The organism is Streptomyces sp. NPDC052042 (assembly GCF_044548345.1).
Lineage (GTDB): Bacteria > Actinomycetota > Actinomycetes > Streptomycetales > Streptomycetaceae > Streptomyces.
The window spans coordinates 1-19,950 of sequence record NZ_JBIUBU010000023.1; the positions used below are offsets into that span (position 1 = coordinate 1).

The 19,950-nt window shown below is 70.2% G+C and carries 17 protein-coding genes, 1 tRNA gene and 1 pseudogene; 11 read left to right on the forward strand and 8 right to left on the reverse strand.

The genetic code is table 11. The features are described from left to right. From ACIHCL_RS29030 to ccrA, 5 genes are all read left to right on the forward strand, one after another. Positions 1-1,565, forward strand: a 1,565-nt coding sequence (locus tag ACIHCL_RS29030) for a thioesterase domain-containing protein (RefSeq protein ID WP_399866452.1), incomplete at its 5' end; no start/stop codon positions are given. Further along, complete coding sequence (locus tag ACIHCL_RS29035; RefSeq protein ID WP_399866453.1) at positions 1,552-2,268, forward strand: class I SAM-dependent DNA methyltransferase; 717 nt, start codon at positions 1,552-1,554, stop codon at positions 2,266-2,268. The genes ACIHCL_RS29030 and ACIHCL_RS29035, both read left to right, overlap by 14 nt. Before the next feature lie 35 nt (positions 2,269-2,303). Continuing rightward, positions 2,304-3,548: a hypothetical protein gene (locus ACIHCL_RS29040; protein WP_399866455.1), complete on the forward strand. Its 1,245-nt coding sequence runs from the start codon at positions 2,304-2,306 to the stop codon at positions 3,546-3,548. Between the two features lie 51 nt (positions 3,549-3,599). Then, entirely contained in the window at positions 3,600-4,871 is a 1,272-nt protein-coding gene (locus tag ACIHCL_RS29045; protein ID WP_399866457.1) for an activator-dependent family glycosyltransferase, read from the forward strand. A 112-nt stretch (positions 4,872-4,983) separates the two neighbouring features. Continuing rightward, entirely contained in the window at positions 4,984-6,315 is a 1,332-nt protein-coding gene (ccrA, locus tag ACIHCL_RS29050; protein WP_399866634.1) for a crotonyl-CoA carboxylase/reductase, read from the forward strand. A 231-nt stretch (positions 6,316-6,546) separates the two neighbouring features. Here the strand turns inward: ccrA and ACIHCL_RS29055 are convergent, their stop codons facing one another. Continuing rightward, positions 6,547-7,212, reverse strand: coding sequence for a class I SAM-dependent methyltransferase (locus tag ACIHCL_RS29055; protein WP_399866458.1), 666 nt, complete (start codon positions 7,210-7,212; stop codon positions 6,547-6,549). Between the two features lie 5 nt (positions 7,213-7,217). Further along, positions 7,218-8,387, reverse strand: a complete 1,170-nt coding sequence (locus ACIHCL_RS29060) for an acyltransferase family protein (RefSeq protein ID WP_399866460.1) — start codon at positions 8,385-8,387, stop codon at positions 7,218-7,220. Between the two features lie 210 nt (positions 8,388-8,597). On the opposite strand from ACIHCL_RS29060, the gene ACIHCL_RS29065 reads away from it, so the two are divergent. Beyond that, positions 8,598-9,866, forward strand: coding sequence for a cytochrome P450 (locus tag ACIHCL_RS29065; protein ID WP_399866461.1), 1,269 nt, complete (start codon positions 8,598-8,600; stop codon positions 9,864-9,866). A gap of 110 nt (positions 9,867-9,976) precedes the next feature. Here ACIHCL_RS29065 and car(A) read toward each other — a convergent pair whose 3' ends face one another. Together car(A) and hflX are read right to left on the reverse strand one after the other, a co-directional pair. Then, positions 9,977-11,632, reverse strand: a complete 1,656-nt coding sequence (car(A), locus tag ACIHCL_RS29070) for an ABC-F type ribosomal protection protein Car(A) (protein ID WP_399866463.1) — start codon at positions 11,630-11,632, stop codon at positions 9,977-9,979. Between the two features lie 305 nt (positions 11,633-11,937). Further along, a complete protein-coding gene (gene hflX / locus ACIHCL_RS29075) occupies positions 11,938-13,386 on the reverse strand; it encodes a GTPase HflX (protein ID WP_399866465.1) in 1,449 nt (482 codons plus the stop codon). Between the two features lie 575 nt (positions 13,387-13,961). Between hflX and ACIHCL_RS29080 the strand changes: the two genes are divergently transcribed. Then, complete coding sequence (locus ACIHCL_RS29080; protein ID WP_399866466.1) at positions 13,962-14,225, forward strand: hypothetical protein; 264 nt, start codon at positions 13,962-13,964, stop codon at positions 14,223-14,225. 74 nt (positions 14,226-14,299) lie between these two features. Here the strand turns inward: ACIHCL_RS29080 and ACIHCL_RS29085 are convergent, their stop codons facing one another. Then, on the reverse strand, positions 14,300-14,839 hold the full coding sequence (locus ACIHCL_RS29085; protein ID WP_399866468.1) for an NUDIX hydrolase: 540 nt from the start codon (positions 14,837-14,839) through the stop codon (positions 14,300-14,302). Positions 14,840-15,352: 513 nt separating this feature from the next. On the opposite strand from ACIHCL_RS29085, the gene ACIHCL_RS29090 reads away from it, so the two are divergent. Further along, complete coding sequence (locus ACIHCL_RS29090; protein WP_399866469.1) at positions 15,353-16,744, forward strand: NAD(P)-binding domain-containing protein; 1,392 nt, start codon at positions 15,353-15,355, stop codon at positions 16,742-16,744. Positions 16,745-17,029: 285 nt separating this feature from the next. Here ACIHCL_RS29090 and ACIHCL_RS29095 read toward each other — a convergent pair whose 3' ends face one another. Then, the gene (locus ACIHCL_RS29095) at positions 17,030-17,368 is read right to left on the reverse strand and encodes a transposase (RefSeq protein WP_399866648.1); all 339 of its coding nucleotides are present in this window, start codon (positions 17,366-17,368) and stop codon (positions 17,030-17,032) included. Next, a pseudogene (locus ACIHCL_RS29100) lies at positions 17,359-17,574 on the reverse strand (hypothetical protein); the annotation flags it as partial. The pseudogene ACIHCL_RS29100 and the gene ACIHCL_RS29095, both read right to left, overlap by 10 nt. On the opposite strand from ACIHCL_RS29100, the gene ACIHCL_RS29105 reads away from it, so the two are divergent. Further along, positions 17,563-17,715 (forward strand): hypothetical protein, encoded by a 153-nt coding sequence (locus ACIHCL_RS29105; RefSeq protein ID WP_399866471.1) that lies wholly within the window; start codon positions 17,563-17,565, stop codon positions 17,713-17,715. The pseudogene ACIHCL_RS29100 and the gene ACIHCL_RS29105 overlap by 12 nt on opposite strands. A gap of 98 nt (positions 17,716-17,813) precedes the next feature. On the opposite strand, the gene ACIHCL_RS29110 is transcribed toward ACIHCL_RS29105, so the two are convergent. Then, a tRNA-Pro gene (locus tag ACIHCL_RS29110) sits at positions 17,814-17,887 on the reverse strand. A gap of 126 nt (positions 17,888-18,013) precedes the next feature. On the opposite strand from ACIHCL_RS29110, the gene ACIHCL_RS29115 reads away from it, so the two are divergent. Together ACIHCL_RS29115 and ACIHCL_RS29120 are read left to right on the forward strand one after the other, a co-directional pair. Then, entirely contained in the window at positions 18,014-18,715 is a 702-nt protein-coding gene (locus tag ACIHCL_RS29115) for a transketolase (protein ID WP_399866472.1), read from the forward strand. Between the two features lie 53 nt (positions 18,716-18,768). Beyond that, positions 18,769-19,671 (forward strand): transketolase family protein, encoded by a 903-nt coding sequence (locus ACIHCL_RS29120; protein WP_399866473.1) that lies wholly within the window; start codon positions 18,769-18,771, stop codon positions 19,669-19,671. Positions 19,672-19,950 lie beyond the last annotated feature (279 nt).

Sequence of the window (19,950 nt, forward strand, 5' to 3'; positions counted from 1 at the left end):
GACAATCCCTCTACGCCGCCGCCAACGCCCACCTCGACGCCCTCGCCCAACAACGCCACACCCAAGGACAACCCACCACCTCCATCGCCTGGGGGGTCTGGGGCGGAAAGGGCATGGTCGAACTCGCGCCGGACGGCTATCTGGAGCGGCACGGGCTGCGGCCCCTGCGGCCGGAAACGGCACTGATCGCGCTGCAGCAGGCCCTCGACCACCGCGACGTCAACGTGACCGTCGCCGACCTCGACTGGGACCGGTTCGCGCCGACCCTGACCGCCCGGCGTCCCAGCCCGCTGATCCGCGACATCCCGCAGGCCCGCGCGGCCCGATCCGCCACCTGGGGCGATGCGGCGCAGTCCGGCCGGGCGGAGGGCGACGAGGCCGTGCCCCGTCTCAAGCGGGCGCGGCCCGAGGAGCGACCGGGGCTCGCCCTGCAACTGGTGCGCGGACTGGCCGCCAAGGTGCTCGGCCACGCCGGTGCCGCGCAGGTGGATGCGCGCGCCTCCTTCCGCGATCTCGGCTTCGACTCGCTGGCCGCGGTGAGTCTGCGGGACGGCCTGGCGGAGGCGACCGGGCTGGACCTGCCCGCCGGTCTCGTCTTCGATCACGAGGACCCGGCCTCGCTGGCGGACCGGCTGGCCGAGTTGGCCGGCCGCGAGGCGACCGGAGCGTCCGCGTCCCCGCCACCGTCGAACGGGACGTTGCTCACCGCCCTGCGTACGGCAGTCGCCGGAGGCCGGACCGAGGAGGCGGTGTCGCTGATGGCCGGGCTGGCCGAGTTCCGGCCGCTCTTCACCGGAGACGGCCCCGTCCCGGAACTCCCGGCGCCGGTGGGTCTCGCGACCGGGACAGCGCGGCCACGGCTGTACTGCTGTGCCGGCACCGCGGCCACGTCGAGCCCCCGGGAGTACGCGCGCTTCGCCGACGCCCTGCGCGACCGCCGGGAGGTGACCGTCCTGCCGCTGCCCGGCTTCGGCGATCCGGCGGAGCCGCTGCCCGCGTCGCTCGACGCGCTGCTGGCCGACCGGGCCGACGCGCTGCTGAAGCACTGCGAGGGCGAGCCGTTCGCGCTCGCGGGCCACTCCGCCGGTGCGAACGTCGCACACGCCCTGGCCGCGTACCTGGAGGCGCGCGGCACCGGTCCGGCAGCGGTCGTCCTGATGGACGTCTACCTGCCGGACGACCCCGGCGCGATGGGCGTCTGGCGTGACGACCTGCTCCGCTGGTCGCTGGAGCGCAGCCCGGTGCCGCCCGCGGAGCACCGGCTGACCGCCATGGCCCGGTATCACCGACTGCTGCTCGGCAGCCACCTCACCCCGCTGCGCGCTCCCGTGCTGCTGGTGCGGGCCTCGGAGCCGCTGCGCGAGTGGACCGGCGACGACGGGCCGGACGGCTGGCGGTCCCGGGTTCCGAACGCCACGAGCGTCGCCGACGTGCCCGGAAACCACTTCACCATGCTCACCGACCACGCGGCGGACACCGCTTCGGCGGTTCACGACTGGCTGGCGTCCGTCAGCCGGACCGACCGTGCCGAGCCCACCCCGGAGGATACTGATGTACAGCGATGAGATCGCGGCCGTCTACGACCTGGTGCACGAGGGAAAGGGCAAGGACTACCGGCGTGAGGCGGAGGAGATCGCCGCGCTGGTGCGGGCCGAACGTCCGGACACCGGGTCACTGCTCGACGTGGCCTGCGGGACGGGTCAGCACCTGCGTCACCTCACCCGCCTCTTCGGTCATGTGGAGGGCGTCGAACTCTCCCCGGACATGCTCGCCCTCGCGGCCGGCCGCAACCCGGACGTGGCGCTGCACCAGGGCGACATGCGCACGTTCCGGCTCGACCGCCGGTTCGACGCGGTGATCTGCATGTTCAGTTCCATCGGTCACCTCCGTGACACCGCCGAACTCGAGGCCACGCTCGGGCGTTTCGCCCAGCACCTCACCCCGGGCGGCGTGATCCTCGTCGAACCCTGGTGGTTTCCCGAGTCGTTCACGCCCGGCCACATCGGCGCGAGTCTCACCGAGGCCGGTGACCGCACCATCTGCCGGATGTCGCATTCGGTCCTGGAGGACGGTGCCACCCGGATCGAGGTGCGCTACTTGGTCGCGCACGCCGAGGACGGCGTCCGTGTCCTGACCGAAAGCCACCGGATCTCCCTGTTCCCGCGCTCCGCGTACGAACAGGCCTTCAAGAACGCCGGCTGCGAGGTGCGTTACCTCGAACACGGCGGTAGCGGCCGCCCCGGCCTGTTCGTCGGCACCCACCGCTGAGCGGCGGCTGAGAGCAGAACAGAGAGGGAGGAGCCATGTCCGTCACCATCGAGGCCCCGGCCGCACACGAGGACCAGACCCGCGAACTCGGCCGCCGGCTCCAGCTGACCCGCGCGGGAATCTGGTTCGCGGGCAACCAGGGCGACCCGTACGCGATGATCCTGCGCGCCACCGACGCCGACAGCACCCCGTGGGAGGAGCGGATCCGCGCGCACGTCCCGTGGTTCCGCAGTGACCTGCTCGACGCCTGGGTCACGGCCGACCACGCCGTCGCGGACCGGGTGCTCGCCGATCCCCGCTTCGGCACACTCGACCGGGCGGGACGCCGCCCGCACGCGGACCTGCTGCCGGTCGCCGCCGCGTTCCCCCAGTACGAGCGAACCACGTTCGCCCGACTGCGCGGACTGGCCGCGCCGGTGCTGAGCGACACCGTACTGGGTGGCAGCGAGCGGGCCGACGGGGAAGGGCTGATCCACGGTCTTCTGCCCGCCGACCCCGCCGGATTCGACCTGGTCGCGGATGTCGCCCGGCCGTACGCCGCGGCGTTCGTCCTGAGGCTGCTCGGCGTCGGGGAGGGCGAGCGGGCGGAGGCGGCCCGGCTCCTTGCCCGGTGCGGTCCGCAGCTGGACGCCCGGTTCACGCCGCAGACACTGGCGGTGGCCCGGGATTCCGCCGCCGCCGTCCAGGAGGTGGCCGCGCTGGTCCGTGAACTCGTCGCCCGCAAGGCCACCGCGGGTGCCGCCCGGCCGGCCGACGTCATCGGAACGCTGCTGAGCCGGGGCGTCGCGCGCCAGGACGTCGAACGCATCGGGCTCGTCCTCGCCGTCGGCGCCCCGGAACCGGCGGCGACGCTCATCGCGAACACCGTGCGGGGCCTGCTGGGCCGCTCCGGGGACTGGGCGAACGCCCGCCACGCCTCGGCGGCGTCGGCGGCCGTCGACCGCACGCTGCTCGTCCGACCCCCCGCCCGGCTGGAGCACCGGGTCGCCCACGAGGACGTCCGCTTCGGCGGCCGTGACATCCACGCCGACGACCAGGTGGTGGTGCTGGCCTCGGCCGTACCGGGTGCTCCTCGGCACGCGTCCCGTACCTGGCCGCTCGGCGGACCCGACGGGCCTCACCTCGCGCTCGCGTGGCCCGTCGTGCGGCTGGCCGCCTGGACCGCCGTGTCGGCCCTGGCCGATGCCCTGCCCGGGCTCGGCGTCACCGGCCGGGTGCTGATGCGGCCGCGCTCGCCCGTCGTGCGCGCCTACGCCCGCTTCCCCGTCCGTGAGCGCTGAGCCCGTGCCCGCGCCGTACCCCGTCCGCTTTCGCAGAGACCGGAGCCGCCGATGCGAGTCCTGCTGACTTCGCTCGCCCACAACACGCACTTCTACAGTCTGGTGCCACTGGCCTGGGCGCTCCGCGCGGCCGGTCACGAGGTCCGGGTCGCCAGTCCCCCCTCGCTCACCGACGTCATCACCTCCGCCGGTCTGAGCGCGGTCCCGGTCGGCGACGACCAGCCGGCCATCGAGCTGCTGGCCGAGATGGGCAGCGATCTGGTGCCGTACAACAAGGGTCTGGAGTTCACCGAGGACGGCGGCGCCCAGGAGGCGGGCTGGGAGTATCTGCTGGGCCAGCAGACGCTGATGTCCGCCTTCTGTTTCGCGCCGTTCAACGGTGCGGCGACCATGGACGCCGTCGTCGAATTCGCCCGTTCCTGGCGGCCCGACCTGGTCGTGTGGGAGCCCTGGACCTACGCCGGCCCGGTCGCGGCCCGCGCCTGCGGCGCCGCGCACGCGCGCATCCTGTGGGGACCGGACGCGATCGGGCGGTCCCGTAGGCGGTTCCTCGAAGCGCTGTCCGCGGTGCCGGAGGAGCTGCGCGAGGACCCCGTCGCCGAATGGCTCGGCTGGACCCTGGAGCGGTACGGGTACGAGTTCGACGAGCGGGACGTGCTCGGCCACTGGGTGATCGATCCGGGCCCGCACAGCACCCGGTTGGACGTGGGGCAGACCACCGTGCCCATGCGGTACGTCCCCTACAACGGGCGCTCGGTGATCGAACCCTGGCTCGCCCGCGAGCCCGACCGCCCGCGGATCTGCCTCACCCTCGGCACCTCCGCCCGCGAGACCTACGGCCGCGACGCCGTCTCCTTCCCGACGCTGCTGGAGGCGCTGGGCCGACTCGACATGGAGGTGGTGGCCACCCTGGACTCCTCCCAGCGCGAGCGGCTCGGCCACCTCCCCGACAACATCGTGCCGGTGGACTTCGTCCCGCTCGACGCACTCCTGCCCAGCTGCGACGCGATCATCCACCACGGCGGGGCGGGCACCTGGGCCACCGCCCTGCTGCACGGCGTTCCGCAACTCCTGGTGCCTTCCCTATGGGACGCGCCGCTCAAGGCACAGCAGTTGCAGCGCCTGTCCGCCGGCTTCCACCTGCCTCCGGAGGACCTCACGGCGGACACCCTGACCGCGGCGGTGCGCGCGGCGGTGGAGGATCCCGTGATCCGGGCAGGCGCGCGCCGGCTGCGCGAGGAGATGCTCGCCGACCCCACACCCGCCGGAATCGTCCCGATCCTGGAACGCCTCACCGTCGAACACCGGACGGCGGGGGTCTGACCGCAGGTCCGAACCCGGGCCCCTTCCGGAGCCGGGCCCCTTGCCCGGCTCCGGCCGCATTCCCCGCAGTCCGACAGAACGGAGCACACCCGCGATGCACGTGAACCCCGCCATGACCGACCTGCTCGCCGCGCTCACCGAGCCCGGTCACACCGCCGACGGCATCGCCGCGCTGCCGCTGCCCGAGTCCTACCGGGCCGTGACCGTCCGCAAGGAGGACGTCGGCATGTTCGACGGCATGAGCAGTGCGGCGAAGGACCCGCGCAAATCCCTGCACGTGGACGAGGTGCCGGTCCCCCGGCTCGGGCCGGGAGAGGCACTGATCGCGGTGATGGCCAGTTCGGTCAACTACAACACCGTCTGGTCCTCGATCTTCGAGCCGCTGCCCACCTTCGGTTTCCTCGAACGCTACGGCCGCACCTCACCGCTGGCCGCCCGCCACGACCTGCCGTACCACGTGCTCGGCTCCGACCTGGCCGGTGTGGTGCTGCGCACCGGACCGGGGGTGCACGCGTGGCGCCCCGGCGACGAGGTCGTCGCGCACTGCCTGTCCGTCGAGCTGGAGAGCCCCGACGGTCACAACGACACGATGCTCGACCCCGCGCAGCGCATCTGGGGTTTCGAGACCAACTTCGGCGGCCTGGCGGAGATCGCGCTGGTGAAGTCCAATCAGCTGATGCCGAAGCCGGCGCACCTCACCTGGGAGGAAGCCGCCGCGCCGGGCCTGGTGAACTCCACCGCGTACCGGCAGTTGGTCTCCGGCAACGGCGCCCGGATGAAGCAGGGCGACAACGTGCTGATCTGGGGCGCGAGCGGCGGACTCGGCAGTTACGCCACCCAGCTCGCGCTTGCCGGCGGGGCCACCCCCATCTGTGTCGTCTCCTCCCCTCGGAAGGCCGAGGTCTGCCGGAAGATGGGCGCCGAGCTGATCATCGACCGCAACGCCGAGGACTACCGCTTCTGGAAGGACGAGGACACCCAGGACCCCAAGGAGTGGAAGCGGTTCGGCAAGCGCATCCGTGAGCTGACAGGCGGCGAGGACGTCGACATCGTCTTCGAGCATCCGGGCCGCGAGACCTTCGGTGCGAGCGTGTACGTCGCCCGCAGGGGCGGCTCCATCGTCACCTGCGCGTCCACCTCCGGCTACGACCACCGCTACGACAACCGCTACCTGTGGATGTCCCTGAAGCGGATCATCGGCACCCATTTCGCCAACTACCGCGAGGCCTGGGAGGCCAACCGGCTCGTCGCCAAGGGCCGCATCCATCCGACGCTCTCCCGCACCCATCGCCTGGAGAACACCGCGCTCGCGGTCTCCGAGGTGCACCGCAACGTCCACCAGGGCAAGGTCGGCGTCCTGTGCCTGGCCCCCCGGGAAGGGCTCGGCGTACGCGACTTCGAGATGCGTGAGCGCCATCTGACGGCCATCAACCGATTCCGGTGATCGGACGGACCGAACGAACGGCGGTGCGGTGGACACGCGGGTGCCCACCGCGCCTTGCCGGCGCACTCGCCCGGCACGGGCCCGGGTTCACGGGCCCGTGCCGGGCGCGACGGGGGCGTGGCCAGGGCGTCACCGCCCATCAGCCGCGCCCCCGCCATGCCGTCCGGGTACGACGCTGCCCACCGCACCTGGCGATGGGCACCCGCGTCTGCCGTTCCCGTCGCGCGTCGGTCACTCCCGCCGACGCGCCAGGGTGATCCCGTCGGCCATCGTCAGCAGGGCGATGTCCACCCGCTCGTCATCGAACAAACACTGGTTGAGTTCGCGCACCGCCACGGTGTCAGGGTCGTCGGCCTCCGGGTCCGCCACCCGGCCGAGGAAGAGTGTGTTGTCGACGGCCACCAGACCGCCGGGACGGACCAGCGCCAGTGCCTCTTCGTAGTAGTGCGGGTATCCGGTCTTGTCTGCGTCGACGAACACCAGGTCGAAGATCTGGTCGCCCTCATCCTTCCGCAGCTCGGCCAGGGTTCGGGCGGCGTCGCCGACGCGCAGGTCGATGCGGTCGGTCACTCCGGCCCGCCGCCAGAACGGGGCGCCCACCCCGGGCCACCGCTCGGTGATGTCGCACGTGACGATCCGCCCGCCGGGCGGCAACGCCCGGGCCATGCACAGCGTGCTGTACCCGGTGAACGTACCGATCTCCAGCACCTGGACGGCTCCGGTGAGCCGGACCAGCAGGGCGAGGAGTTGCGCTTCCTCCGGCATGACCTGCATGACGCGCCCGCCGGGGAGGCCGGCCGTCAGCTCCCGCAGCTCCCGCAGCAGGTCGTCGTCCCGCAGGGAGACCCTCCTCGCGTAGTCCAGCAGCGCAGGGCTGAGAACGGTCTGGTCGGCCATGTTCCTCACGTCCTTTCCAGCAGAGCCTTGTGTGAATCCGTCCCCGGGGCGGGAACGGAGTCCCCGGGAGTGCGACGGCCGCGCAACAGGGTCATGCAGGGCCGCTCGACGAAGATGTGCAGCAGTGCGCTCGCGAGGACCGTGGTCCCCAGAGCCGCCACGGTGACGCCGAGCGCCGCGGCGGTGTCCCACTGCCGGGCGTACCCCTGCTCGCCGCCCAGCAGCCGGTGCCCGTAACGGATGACCAGGAAGTGGACCAGATAGAAGGCGAACGACCACTCGCCCAGCCTGATCAGCACCGTCGAACTCAGTCCCGTGCGGCGCCCGCGCACGTCGTCGTCCGCGACGGCGGCGATCAGCAGGGCGACGGGGACGACGGTGGTGGCGGTGAAGGTGAACATGGGGGGAACCACCTGGTTGAGTGCGAACGCGCCCGCGAGCAGCAGCACGGCCGTACCCGTTCCCGGCCCTCGCCAGAGCCTCTCGCGCTGGAGCAACGCCAGCACGATGCCGAGGATGAACTCCAGCGCCCGCACGGGCGGGAACCAGTACGTGAACCACATCTCCCGCAACGGCATCCCGGGGGCCACCTCCGCGCTGTGCGGCAGCAGTCCGGCCACGAACGGCAGGCACATCACGGCCACCGCCAGCCCAGCCGCATACCACCACAGCCGTTGTGCCCGGACCCGGCGCAGAAGTCGGTACCACAAGGGAAACGTGAAATAGAAGGCCAATTCACAGGAGAGCGACCAGCTCGGGGTGTTGAATCCTGAGACGATCGACACATCGGGCAGCCAGGAATGCACCAGCAGCAGATTGGACACCATGCCGTCCCAGACCGAACCGCCCGGCAACACCGGCTCCGAGAGGCTGAGGACAATGACGCCCGCGATGCAGAAGGTGACGAAATGCAGCGGATAAATCTTGGCGATCCTGCGCCGCCAGAAACTCCCGACGGAGTCGCCGTCACGCGCCGACCAGGTCAGCACATAGCCGCTCAGCACGAAGAAGAGCGAGACGGCGATCGAGCCGAGCGACGTGAGGCGCCCCAGCGCCGACGCCACCCGCGGGTCGGAGAAAATGCCCTGCTGGGCGATGTGGCAAACAAATACAAAAAGCGCCGCGAACCAGCGCAACCCGGTCAACGAGGGCAGACGATCAGCGCGAGAATGCATCGAATCCTGCTCCTTCCGCCGGAAACATAGCCGATTCGTCGCAGAGATCGGGCGCGCCCATCCTGGGTTCCGTGTTTTTCTCCGGCAACCCTGAGGTGACACAGTAAGCACCGCCTTCCTTTCTCGGCACCGGTGTCCCGGCCGACACTGTGGCGAACAGCAGTTGAGTGGTCGGGGGCCGACACCCCCGCGGTTCGAAGGGCAGCGACGATGACAGCGACCGACGTCCCCGGTCTCGGGGACGCCTCCACGCCACTGGACCTGATGGACCCCGAGGCACTGCGCGATCCGTTCGGCACCTACGCCAGGATCAGAGCGCAGGCGCCACTGGTCCGGGCCGCGTATCCATGGGGCGAACCCCTCTGGCTGGCGACCCGGTACTCCGACGTGAAGGCGGTGCTGACCGATCCACGCCTGGTGAACAACCCCCGAAACGTGCCGGGGATGGACCTGCCGCACACGTACGAGCAGTCCTTGGACGCAGGGGGGATCCCCGCCGAGTACGTGCCGTACCTGGTGAACAGCATCCTGTCCCAGGACGGTGCCGACCATATGCGGTTACGGCGGCTGTCCTCGCGGGCGTTCACCGTACGACGGGTCAAGGCCCTGCGACCACGGGTGACAGAGCTGGCCGGCCGGCTGCTCGCCGCGCTCCCCGACCGGGCGCGGAACGGAACGGTCGATCTTCTTGAGGACTTCTCCTATCCGCTGTCCATGAGCGTCATCTGCGAGATCGTCGGGATCCCCGAGGGCGAGCGGGATCAGTGGCACACATGGGGTTCAGCCTTCTACACCATGGACCCCTCGCTGCTCGGGTCCGCGGTGGCCGGCATGGTCGACCATCTCCATCTGCTGATCGACCGGCGTCGGGCCGCGCCCGCCGACGATCTCCTCACCGGTCTGCTCCAGGCCCGGGACGAGCAGGGGGAAGCGCTCACCGACGAGGAGGTCGCCACACTCGTGATGACCTTCGTCACGGCCGGCAACGAGACCACCGCCCATCTCATCGGCAACGGCGTCGAGGCGCTGCTCACCCACTCCGACCAGCTCACCCTGCTGCGCTCGCGCCGGGAGCTGCTTCCCCGGGCCGTGGACGAGTTGCTGCGCTGGTGCGGTCCGGTACATGTCACCCAGCCGCGCTACGCGACCGAGGACCTCGATGTCGGCGGCGTCGGCGTCCGCAAGGGCGAGCAGGTGATAGCGGTGGTCGGCGCCGCCGGACACGATCCGGAGCAGTTCTCCGGCCCCGAGCGGTTCGACATCACCCGGGACGGCGCACCGCACGAGGGGCACGTCGGCCTCGGCTTCGGCCCGCACTACTGCCTGGGCGCCGCCCTGGCCCATCAGGAGACCGAGGTGGCCCTCGACACCCTGCTCGACCGCTTCCCCGGCCTCACCCTCGCGGTGCCGCCGTCGGCCTTGGAACGGCAGCTCTTCCCGGGTACCTGGCGCTTGAAGAGCCTGCCCGTCCACCTCTGACCGACGGCCTTGGCCGCCGGAGGGGGCCGAGGCCCTCGCCGCGGGGCGAAGGGGGACGGCCCGCCTCGGCCGTTTCCCTTCGCCCCGGCCGCCAATGCCGCTTTCGGCGATCAGGCGTGGGTGAACTCGGCGATCTGTCCGCCGCGCAGCATCAGGTGGGCGCCGCTGAAGCGGGACCGCATGCGGCGATCGTGGGTGACGACGACCACCGTGCCTTGATAGTCCGTCAGCGCCTCCTCCAGTTCCTCGACGAGCGCGGGCGAGAGGTGGTTGGTGGGCTCGTCCAGCAGCAGCAGGTCCACCGGTTCGGTCACCAGCCGGGCGAGTTCGATGCGGCGCCGCTGCCCGTACGACAGGTCCTCCACCCGCTGTCGCAGGTCGCCCGGGCTGAACAATCCGAGTGAGAGCAGCGCCTCGGTGTGCTCGTCGATGTCACCGACCCGTCCGCTGCGGAATGCCTCAAGCACCGTCATTCCCGCCGGCCAGGGGGTGTGTTCCTGCCGTAGATGCCCCACCCGGCCCGACACCTGCACCGATCCGCTGTCGGGTACCAGTTCTCCGGAGAGCACCCGCAGGAGCGTCGTCTTGCCTGCCCCGTTCGGACCGGTGATCAGCAGCCGTTGACCGGGGCCGAGGCGCAGGGAGTCGATGGCGAGCCGGTCGCCGACCCGTATGTCGGTGAGCTCGACCACCGTCTCCTCGGGCTGCGCGGCCTCGGTGGTGAGGTCCGCGGTGAAGGTGAGCGGCTCGGGCGGCGGTGCGACGGGGTTCTCGGTCAGCCGCGCGACGCGTTCCTTGGCGTTGCGGATCCGCACCATCGCCCCGTGGCCGCGCCCGCGCATCCGGAACTGCCCGGCGCCGAAGACGGCGAAGGGCAACTTGCGTGGAATGTTGTCCAGACGTGCCACATTGGACACGATCAGCTCCCGGCTGCGCTCCAGTTCGGCACGCCACTGCTCGTACTCCAGCAGCCGGCGCTGCCGTTCGGCCGCCTTGGCCGTGAGATAGCCCTCGTAGCCGTCGCCGTAGCGCGCCACCTTGCCGGAGTCGACCTCCAGGATCGTGGTGGTGAGCCGGTCGAGGAACAGCCGGTCGTGGGTGACCGCGACGACGGTGCCCCGGTGTTTGCGGAGGTGTTCCTCCAGCCAGCCCACCGCCCGGTCGTCCAGGTCGTTGGTCGGCTCGTCCAGCAGCAGCACCTCGGGTTCCGAGGCCAGCGTCGCGGCCAGTGCCAGGCGCGAGCGCTCACCGCCGGACAGGGTGCTCAGCGGCCGGCCGCGCTCCAGCCCGGGCAGCCCGAGCCCGTGCAGCGCGATCTCCACCCGGGAGTCGGCCTCGTAGCCGCCGCGGGCCTGATAACGGTCGACCAGTGCCGCGTAACTCTCCAGGAGTGCGGTGAGTTCGGCGTCCTGCCCGGTCTGGTAGGGCCGTTCGGCCAGCTCGGCCTCGGCCCGGCGCATGCCCTCCTCCAGCTCCCGCAGGTCGGCCAGCGCCAGATCGACGGCGTCCTGGACCGTGGCGTCCAACGGCAGTTCAAGTGTCTGGGCCAGATAGCCGATGCCACCGGGCGCCACCACCGTCAGCGCCCCGTTGTCGGGCTGTTCGTGCTCGGCGATGAGCTTGATCAGCGTGGACTTGCCCGATCCGTTGTCCCCGATGACACCGACTTTCTCGCCCGGCTTGATCGTGAATCCGACCCGGTCGAGTACGACGTGGTCCTGATAACGCTTGGTGATGTCATGCAGAGCGAGTTGCGCTGTCGACACGCAGGAGTCCTCCTGATCGTCACTGGGTTGAGGTGATGTCTCCGCGCACCCGGCAGACCGTCGGAAGGGGATCCGTTCGGCGGAAACACCGCACGGCGAAGGATCGCGGTGCGTTTGTTTCCTCAGGAGTGCGCGGTCGGACGCGGTGACGGAGCCGAGCTCGACGTCCCTCGCCCTTGCGGACCACACGTACCGATCACAGAGAACCCATACCGCGAGCCTAGACGGTACGAGAGTCCACTGGCAACCGGTCCGACCGGAGCGGGACGGGAGGGCTGGTCCGCCTTCCGGCCCTCCCGCCCGGTTCACGGCTGGGGGTAGTCCCGCAGCACGGACGCGAGCTCCGGGCCCACCCTCGCCTTGAGCAGGGTGCCCCGCTCGGTGTGCTCGGCGGAGAGGACCTCCCCCTCCTGGTGGGCCCGCGAGACCAGGCCGCCCTGGGTGTAGGGGACCACGACCTCGATCTCCACCTCGGGGCGCGGCAGCAGGGTGTCGACGAGGACCCGGAGTTCCTCGATGCCGTCCCCGGTGCGCGCGGACACGGCGATCGAGCCCGGTTCCGCGGCCAACAGGCGGGACAGCACGTCCGGGTCGGCGGCGTCCGCCTTGTTGACGACCACGAGCTCCCTGACCCGGTCGGCGCCGACCTCGCGCAGGACCTCCCGGACGGAGGCGAGTTGCGCCTCCGGTTCCGGATGCGAGCCGTCCACCACGTGCAGCACCAGGTGCGCGTCCGCGACCTCGTCGATGGTGGAGCGGAACGCCTCGACGAGGTGGTGCGGGAGGTGCCGTACGAACCCGACGGTGTCGGCGATGGTGTAGGGGCGGCCGCTCGGGGTCTCCGCGCGGCGCACGGTCGTGTCCAGGGTGGCGAACAGTGCGTTCTCCACCAGCACTCCGGCACCCGTGAGCCGGTTCAGCAGCGAGGACTTGCCGGCGTTGGTGTATCCGGCGATGGCGACCGACAACACCTTGTTGCGCCGCCGCTCCTCGCGCTTGACCTCCCGGCCGGTCTTCAACTGGGCGATCTCCCGCCGCAGTTTGGCCATGCGCTCGTGGATCTGCCGCCGGTCGGTCTCGATCTTCGTCTCGCCGGGTCCGCGGGTCGCCATGCCGCCCCCGCCACCGCCGCCCATCTGCCGCGACAACGACTGGCCCCAGCCCCGCAGCCGCGGGAGCATGTACTGCATCTGGGCCAGCGCCACCTGGGCCTTGCCTTCGCGGGACTTGGCGTGCTGCGCGAAGATGTCCAGGATCAGCGCCGTGCGGTCCACCACCTTCACACCCACGACGTCCTCGAGGTGGACCAACTGGCCGGGACTGAGTTCCCCGTCGCAGACGACGGTGTCGGCTCCGGCTTCCTCCACGATCTCCCGCAGTTCCGCGGCCTTGCCCGATCCGATATAGGTGGCCGGGTCGGGCTTGCGCCGCCGTTGGATGACCCCGTCGCACACCAGGGCGCCCGCGGTCTCCGCCAGCGCGGCCAGCTCGGCGAGCGAGCTCTCGGCCTCATCGGCGCTGCCCGACATCCAGACGCCGACGAGTACGACGCGCTCCAGGCGCAGTTGGCGGTATTCGACCTCGCTGACGTCGGAGAGTTCGGTGGAGAGTCCGGCGACCCGGCGCAGTGCGGCCCGCTCCTCGCGGTCGTACTGCTCACCGTCCGCGCTGTCGGTGTCCACCGGCACGAAGTGTTCGTCCATCAGTGCGTCGGCACGCTGCTGCCGCGCGGTGGAAACATCGGAGTGAGTCATCTGAGTCCTTTCTCGGGAGGGGACCGCCGGTGAGGCCCGGATCGGGTACGCTCCGGGCGCTTCTGGAAGTGGCGGTCCCCACCGGTGCGTGGTCGTTCGCCCGACCTCGGCGCGAGTCCGTGCGGGATACCCGGAAGGGATGAAGACAGCCGGGTGCACGGAGGAGCCCGTCGGACCCGTCACGAGGGACGGGACGGGCGGAGCAAGGCCAGAGCCGGAAGGGAGGAGGGATGAGCACCGTCAGCGACAACGGCGGGCAAACGAGCACGACAACCCACGAGCCTCGACCGGCGGTATGTCTCGCCGGAGGGCTCAGCAGAGGGTCGCTAGGGGCTTTGCGCCCAGCGCCGCGTCACGGAAGGTCGATGCCGAATCTCACACGCGGCTCACCATAGTCGATTCTCCGGCCGACCGCAGCCGCCTTTCCCGAACGGCGATGAGCCGTCACCACCCGCCCCCTGGCTGGAGCGTGTCGTCCTTGGGACATCTCGGAAAGCGACGACGGGCGGCCGTCGTCGGCCGGACTGATCGGTCCGCATCCGCTTCGGCGCGCGCTGCTCGAACGTCCCGCCCCCATGCCGGAACTGGCCCTCCAACAGGTCGCGGTTCAGCGCGGCCATGCCGTCCTCGGCCGTACGGACTCACCGCCGGCTCTTCCACGGGTCCGACCCGGCCGCCCGACCAGTGACCGGGCCATGGGGGAACGGCACCGCAACCCCGGCATCCGGCTCGCGGAGGCCCATTCGACCGCGCTGTTCCAGTTCGCCGCGAGGCTGCCCACCGCGCCCCTTGCCCGCACCCTTGGCATCGGCATCGGCATCACCGTCACATGGCAGTGAACCACCGCCGGAGACCGGGGCGTCTACGCAGCCGAAGTCGGCCGACGCAAAGGCTCGTGCGACGCATCCCCCGGTCAGCCCCCGCCGACAGCTCCGTTCCGGACATGACCGAGGTCGACGGGCGTCGTGGGTGCACCCTGTTTCCGGACGTCGGCGAGCAATTCGGGCAGCTGTGGCGGCCACAGCGGCTCGCGGCCACGGGAAAGATCGTCCGGCGACCACCACCGCCACCGGAGGATCTTGTCTGCGGCATGCGAAGCAGCGAGGTCGCCGACCGGATCTCGGCGAGGGCCATGCGCGAGGAAGATGTGCTCGTGCTGGCGGACCGGCACCCCCGCCCTGGTGAAGTCGTGTTCCCACAGGCACAGCATGGTGCCGTCGATCTCGATGTCGGCCCAACCGGTCTCCTCGCGCAGTTCGCGCTCAGCCGCCTGCACCCGCGACTCGCCCGGCTCCAACCCGCCACCGGGCATCGCCCAATGGACACCGACTTCCTCGTTGTCGTACCGGAACAGGAAGACCGATCCCGCCGGGTCCAGGACCGCGACTCTGGCTGCTCTTCGGGGTATCCGCATCACGTCAGCCTGCCACTGCCGACCGTCCTCGTCGTTCATGTCAGCGGCCGGGCATTCCGACGGTTCCCGTGGCAGCCTCTGCCATCGCACCCTCACGTCCGCGGGATCACGGCCGTCGGTACCGCCTCCTCCGCCCACCTCGGCCGGTTGCCCGGCCGGCGCTCCCGACCGTGAACCGCCCATGGCCGAGGCACTCGCCGCGCGTGCAAGACGAATCACAGCAGCGCCGGTACGCGCCGGCGAAGGCTGCTCCGGGGCGCTCGGCATACCAGGGATGCTCGGCGGTGCCGGCGTCGTCGACTCGGCCGGGCTCTCGGGCACCCGGGCCGTCCGACCGACGAAGGCCCGAACCAATGGATGTTACACCATCGCCCCTGCCGACGACCTGGCGGCCAAGGGTACTCTCGTCGAAAAGATTATGTCCTGCTAATGTCGAAGCACATTCGCTTCTCTGGGCCGGTCGAGCTTGTCTGCTCCCGGCGACCGGAACAGCTCTGTTCCGCCTTCGAGAGCGGATGTGCTTGCTCCAGGACGAAAATGAAGGACGCGTACGTGACGAACGGAAAACGAGTAGCGATCATTGGTGCCGGCCCCTCGGGTATGGCGCAATTGCGGGCCTTCGAAACCGCAGCCCGCGCGGGAGCAGAGATCCCCGAGATTGTCTGCTTCGAGAAACAGGCCGACTGGGGCGGCCAGTGGAACTTCACCTGGCGCACCGGCCTCGATGAATTCGGCGAGCCCGTGCATTCAAGCATGTACCGCAACCTGTGGTCGAACGGGCCGAAAGAGGCGCTGGAGTTCGCCGATTACTCCTTCGATGAGCACTTCGGCCGACCCATCTCTTCCTACCCGCCGCGTCCGGTGCTGTGGGACTACATCGCCGGCCGTCTGGAGAAGGCGGATGTTCGTAAGTTCATCCGCTTCCAGACCATTGTGCGCTGGATCGATTACGACCCCGAGCGCGAAGCCTTCACACTCACGGTCGAGGATCTTCCCACCGGAGAATCGGTGACCGAGGAGTTCGACCACGTGGTCGTCGCCAGCGGCCACTTCTCCTTCCCCAACGTGCCGCATTTCGCCGGCATCGAGACCTTCCCCGGGTACATAGCGCACGCACACGACTTCCGCGGCGCGGAAGCGTTCAAGGGCCAGGATGTGCTCGTCATCGGCTCAAGCTACTCGGCCGAGGACATCGGTAGCCAGGCGTTCAAGATGGGCGCACGTTCGGTGACGGCGAGTTTCCGTTCCACGCCGATGGGTTACGACTGGCCCGACGGCATCCAGGAGCGCCCCGTCGTCAAGCGTTTCGAGGGCAATACGGCCCACTTCGCCGATGGCACCTCGAAGCACGTCGACGCTGTCATCTTTTGCACCGGATATCTGCACAAGTACCCGTTTCTCCCCAATGAGCTTGCACTGTCCTCCCCGAACAATGTCTACCCCGACGGTCTGTACCGCGGCGTGGTGTGGCAGGACAACCCGCGCCTGGCCTACCTTGGCGCGCAGGACCAGTGGTTCACCTTCAACATGTTCGATGCACAGGCCTGGTACGTGCGCGACCTCATCATGGGCCGAATCGCGCTGCCCGATCGGGACGAACGCGCCGCATCCATCGCGCAGTGGCGAGCGGACTTCGAAAAGATTTCCTCGGCTGCCGATGAGATTTACTTCCAGGCCGAATACGTACGTGACCTGCTGAAGCAGACCGACTACCCCGAGTTCGACATCGACCGAGTCGTCGAGATCTTCCTTGCGTGGAAGCGCGACAAGAAGACCGACATCATGGGCTACCGCGACCGCGTATACCGTTCGGTGATGACGGGAACCCTTGCCGCCGAGCACCACACGCCATGGATCGACGAGCTCGACGACTCGCTCGAGCGCTACCTCGCCGAAGTGCCGGCCGAGAGTCTGCTGAACGATCCGCGCGGGGCGACGGCGTAAAGCCCGCTTGAGGGTCGATCCGTGAATGACGGATACACGAGTGGTGGCCCGGGTAGTTCTTGACGCTGTTGGTTGATTTGGGCCTGTATGTGATGTCGGTCTTCAAGACCCAGTTGGGGTCTTGAAGACCGACATTGTCGTATGGGGCGGGTGCGGGTGTCGATGCAGCCGAAGGGTTCGGGGGAGATCCCGGCCGAGACGGTGCGGGAGGGCGCGGGCCGCGTTCCCGAAGGGGGCCTGGCGATCCGGGTGAGGGATGTGTTATTGATGAGAGACTCATGGGGTTCACTGGTCGATGAGGTAGCGGACGTGCGGGCTGCCGAAGTATCCGCGGATGATGTGGGGTCGGCGTCGTCCACGGTGGAAGAACCGACTGGTTTCGGCGGCGAGTTCGGCCTGGTTCCTGGCCCGGTGGGTGCGGGGCACGCTGCGTTCGGGGTCGGCTTCGACCAGTTCGTCAGAGTTCGGCTCGGGTGAGTGCGAGGGCAGGAAGTGCAGCTCGATCTCGTCCTTGTGGTCGGCGAGCCGGCACCGGACGGTCTTCGAGCGGTGGCCGGGTGCCGCTCGACGATCAGAAGGATCTTGTGGTCGAAGTGTCCGACGAGCCGGGCGAGGAAGCGGCACATGGTCTTCGCTTCGAACGACTCGGTGAAGACCATGAAGTGCATCCGGCCGCGGGGGCTGATCGCGGACATCGCGTCCGCGGAGAAGCGGTTCCCGGTACGGCGGACGACCGGCGTCGTACCTCTGGCGCCCCAGGCCCGGCCGGTGACCTGTTCCGAGCGGACGGCGGCCTGCCTGGCCTCGGACAGGACCTGGTGCTCACCCATGCGGCGGCCTCGCGGGCGGGACAGCAGCGCCTACACCCGGACGTACACAAGATCACCGCCGCCGGGGCGGCGCTCTCCGCCCACCTCAGCGTGCTGCGCGCCCCGCGCTCCCTGCCGAGCCCGATCGTGCTCACCCGCTGACACGGTCAAACGGGCTGGTCCGCAACTGGTCCCCAAAAATGATCAAGGGGCCGTTTCGGATACCTCCGATACGGCCCCTGACCTGCGACTCTCACGAGTCGGGACGACAGGATTTGAACCTGCGACCCCTTGACCCCCAGTCAAGTGCGCTACCAAGCTGCGCCACGTCCCGCTGCCCGCCTGACCTGGGTTTTCCCCTGGCTGAACGCGCATGAGAACAATACCGCACTCGGGAGGGTGGTCACGAACGCCTTTCCCCCATTGACCTCAACCACACTTGATGTTCAACGCTGGACGCATGACGAGGACGACAGTCACGACGACCGGTGACTTCCACGACGTGAACCGGCTGATGAGCCTGATGACGGGGGACGAGAAACACGGCCCCGCCGCGACTTCCACGCTGGACGTGCTCTGGGTGCTGTACCACAGGGTGCTGCGCGTGACGCCCCGCACCGTCGACGCTCCCGACCGCGACCGTTTCCTGCTGTCCAAGGGGCACGGGCCGATGGCGTACTACGCGGTCCTGGCCGCGCACGGCTTCTTCGGCGAGGAGCTGCTGTCCGGGTTCGGGACGTACGACTCGCCGCTCGGGCACCACCCGGACCGGACGCTGGTGCCGGGGGTGGAGATCGGCAGCGGGTCGCTGGGGCACGGGCTGCCGATGGCCGTGGGGAGCGTGCTGGGGCTGCGGGCCCAGGGCCTGAGCGGCCCCCGGGTATGGGTGCTGGTCGGGGACGCCGAGCTGGACGAGGGCAGCAACCACGAGGCGATCGCCTATGCGGGCCCAGCCGGGTTGGAGCAGTTGCACACCGTGGTGATCGACAACGCTTCGGCGTCGCACGCGCGGCCCGGAGGGATCGCCGCCCGGTTCGAGGCCGCCGGCTGGTCCGTCGCGTCCGTCGACGGGCGCGACCACGAGGCGCTGTACGCGGCGTTCACCGCGCCGCACCCCGGGCAGCCGAGAGTGGTGGTCGCCCATGTCGATCCCAGGAGCTGACCGGGCGCGCGGAACCGACGACCACGCCACGAACGGAAAGAGGGGCATTACACATGGACACGATGCGTGACCGGTTCATCTCGACCGTGACGCGCCTGCTGGACGAGGACCCTCGTCTCGCACTCGTGCTGGCGGAGATCAGCCGCGACGGGTTCGGACCGGCCGAGCGGGCCCATCCGGACCGGGTCGTCAACGTGGGGATCAGGGAGCAGCTACTGGTCGGGGCGGGTGCCGGGATGGCGCTCACCGGTCTGCGACCGATCGTGCACACCTTCGCGAGTTTTCTGGTGGAGCGGCCGTTCGAGCAGGTCAAGCTGGACTTCGGCCACCAGGGAGTGAGCGGGGTGCTGGTGAGCGCCGGAGCCTCGTACGACTGGCCGGCCGGCGGTTTCACCCATATGGCGCCGGGCGATGTCGCGCTCATGGACACCCTCGACGGCTGGACGGTTCATGTGCCGGGCCACCCGGACGAGGCGGAGGCGCTGCTCCGGCGGGCGGCGGCCGGGGACGACCGGGTGTATGTGCGGCTGTCGCTCCAGGCGAACGACCGCGCGCGGCCGGTTGGCGCGGGCACCGGGTTCACGGTGGTCCGGGAGGGCTTTGCCGGGGTGGTGGTCGCGGTGGGGCCGATGCTCGACAACGTGCTCGCGGCGACCGACGGTCTCGATGTGACCGTGCTGTACGCGACGACGGTCCGCCCGTTCGACGCGGCCGGGCTGAGGCGGGCGGCCGACGGGCTCCGGTCTGCCGACGTGGTGGTCGTCGAGCCGTATCTGGCGGGGACGTCCACGACTGCCGCCAACGACGCGCTCGCCGACGTGCCGCACCGGGTGCTCGGGCTCGGGGTGGGGCGGGCCGAGCTGCGCAAATACGGGGAGATGGACGAGCACCTGGCCGCGCACGGACTCGACGCGCGGGGGCTGCGGGAACGGATCGGTTCCTTCCTGCGCCGGTGACGGGGTCCGAGCGGCCGTCCCGTGTCCGGGGCACCGGCCGCCGGCTCGGACCGGCCGGAGCGGCCCTCCCGGACCGGTCCGACCGCTCCGGGCCGCCGTCGCTGGGCCGGGTCCGGGACCTCGTCGCCCCGGGCGAGCCGGGGCCGGAGGCATGGCCGGGCGGTACGCGGGTCCGCGTGCCGCCCAGTGCCAGGGCCTCGGTCGGGCGGGCGTCCGCGGTCGGGGCCCGGTGGCCGGTGCCGGGCCGCCCCCCAGGTCCCGGCCGTCGGAGGGAACGAA

Excerpts from the sequence above, each read along its gene's own strand:
- ACIHCL_RS29035 (WP_399866453.1), top strand. The coding sequence starts at position 1,552 with ATGTACAGCGATGAGATCGCGGCCGTCTACGACCTGGTGCACGAGGGA.
- ACIHCL_RS29040 (WP_399866455.1), top strand. The coding sequence starts at position 2,304 with ATGTCCGTCACCATCGAGGCCCCGGCCGCACACGAGGACCAGACCCGC.
- ACIHCL_RS29045 (WP_399866457.1), top strand. The coding sequence starts at position 3,600 with ATGCGAGTCCTGCTGACTTCGCTCGCCCACAACACGCACTTCTACAGT.
- ccrA (WP_399866634.1), top strand. The coding sequence starts at position 4,984 with ATGACCGACCTGCTCGCCGCGCTCACCGAGCCCGGTCACACCGCCGAC.
- ACIHCL_RS29055 (WP_399866458.1), bottom strand. The coding sequence starts at position 7,212 with ATGGCCGACCAGACCGTTCTCAGCCCTGCGCTGCTGGACTACGCGAGG.
- ACIHCL_RS29060 (WP_399866460.1), bottom strand. The coding sequence starts at position 8,387 with ATGCATTCTCGCGCTGATCGTCTGCCCTCGTTGACCGGGTTGCGCTGG.
- ACIHCL_RS29065 (WP_399866461.1), top strand. The coding sequence starts at position 8,598 with ATGACAGCGACCGACGTCCCCGGTCTCGGGGACGCCTCCACGCCACTG.
- hflX (WP_399866465.1), bottom strand. The coding sequence starts at position 13,386 with ATGACTCACTCCGATGTTTCCACCGCGCGGCAGCAGCGTGCCGACGCA.
- ACIHCL_RS29080 (WP_399866466.1), top strand. The coding sequence starts at position 13,962 with ATGCCGGAACTGGCCCTCCAACAGGTCGCGGTTCAGCGCGGCCATGCC.
- ACIHCL_RS29085 (WP_399866468.1), bottom strand. The coding sequence starts at position 14,839 with ATGAACGACGAGGACGGTCGGCAGTGGCAGGCTGACGTGATGCGGATA.
- ACIHCL_RS29115 (WP_399866472.1), top strand. The coding sequence starts at position 18,014 with ATGACGAGGACGACAGTCACGACGACCGGTGACTTCCACGACGTGAAC.
- ACIHCL_RS29120 (WP_399866473.1), top strand. The coding sequence starts at position 18,769 with ATGGACACGATGCGTGACCGGTTCATCTCGACCGTGACGCGCCTGCTG.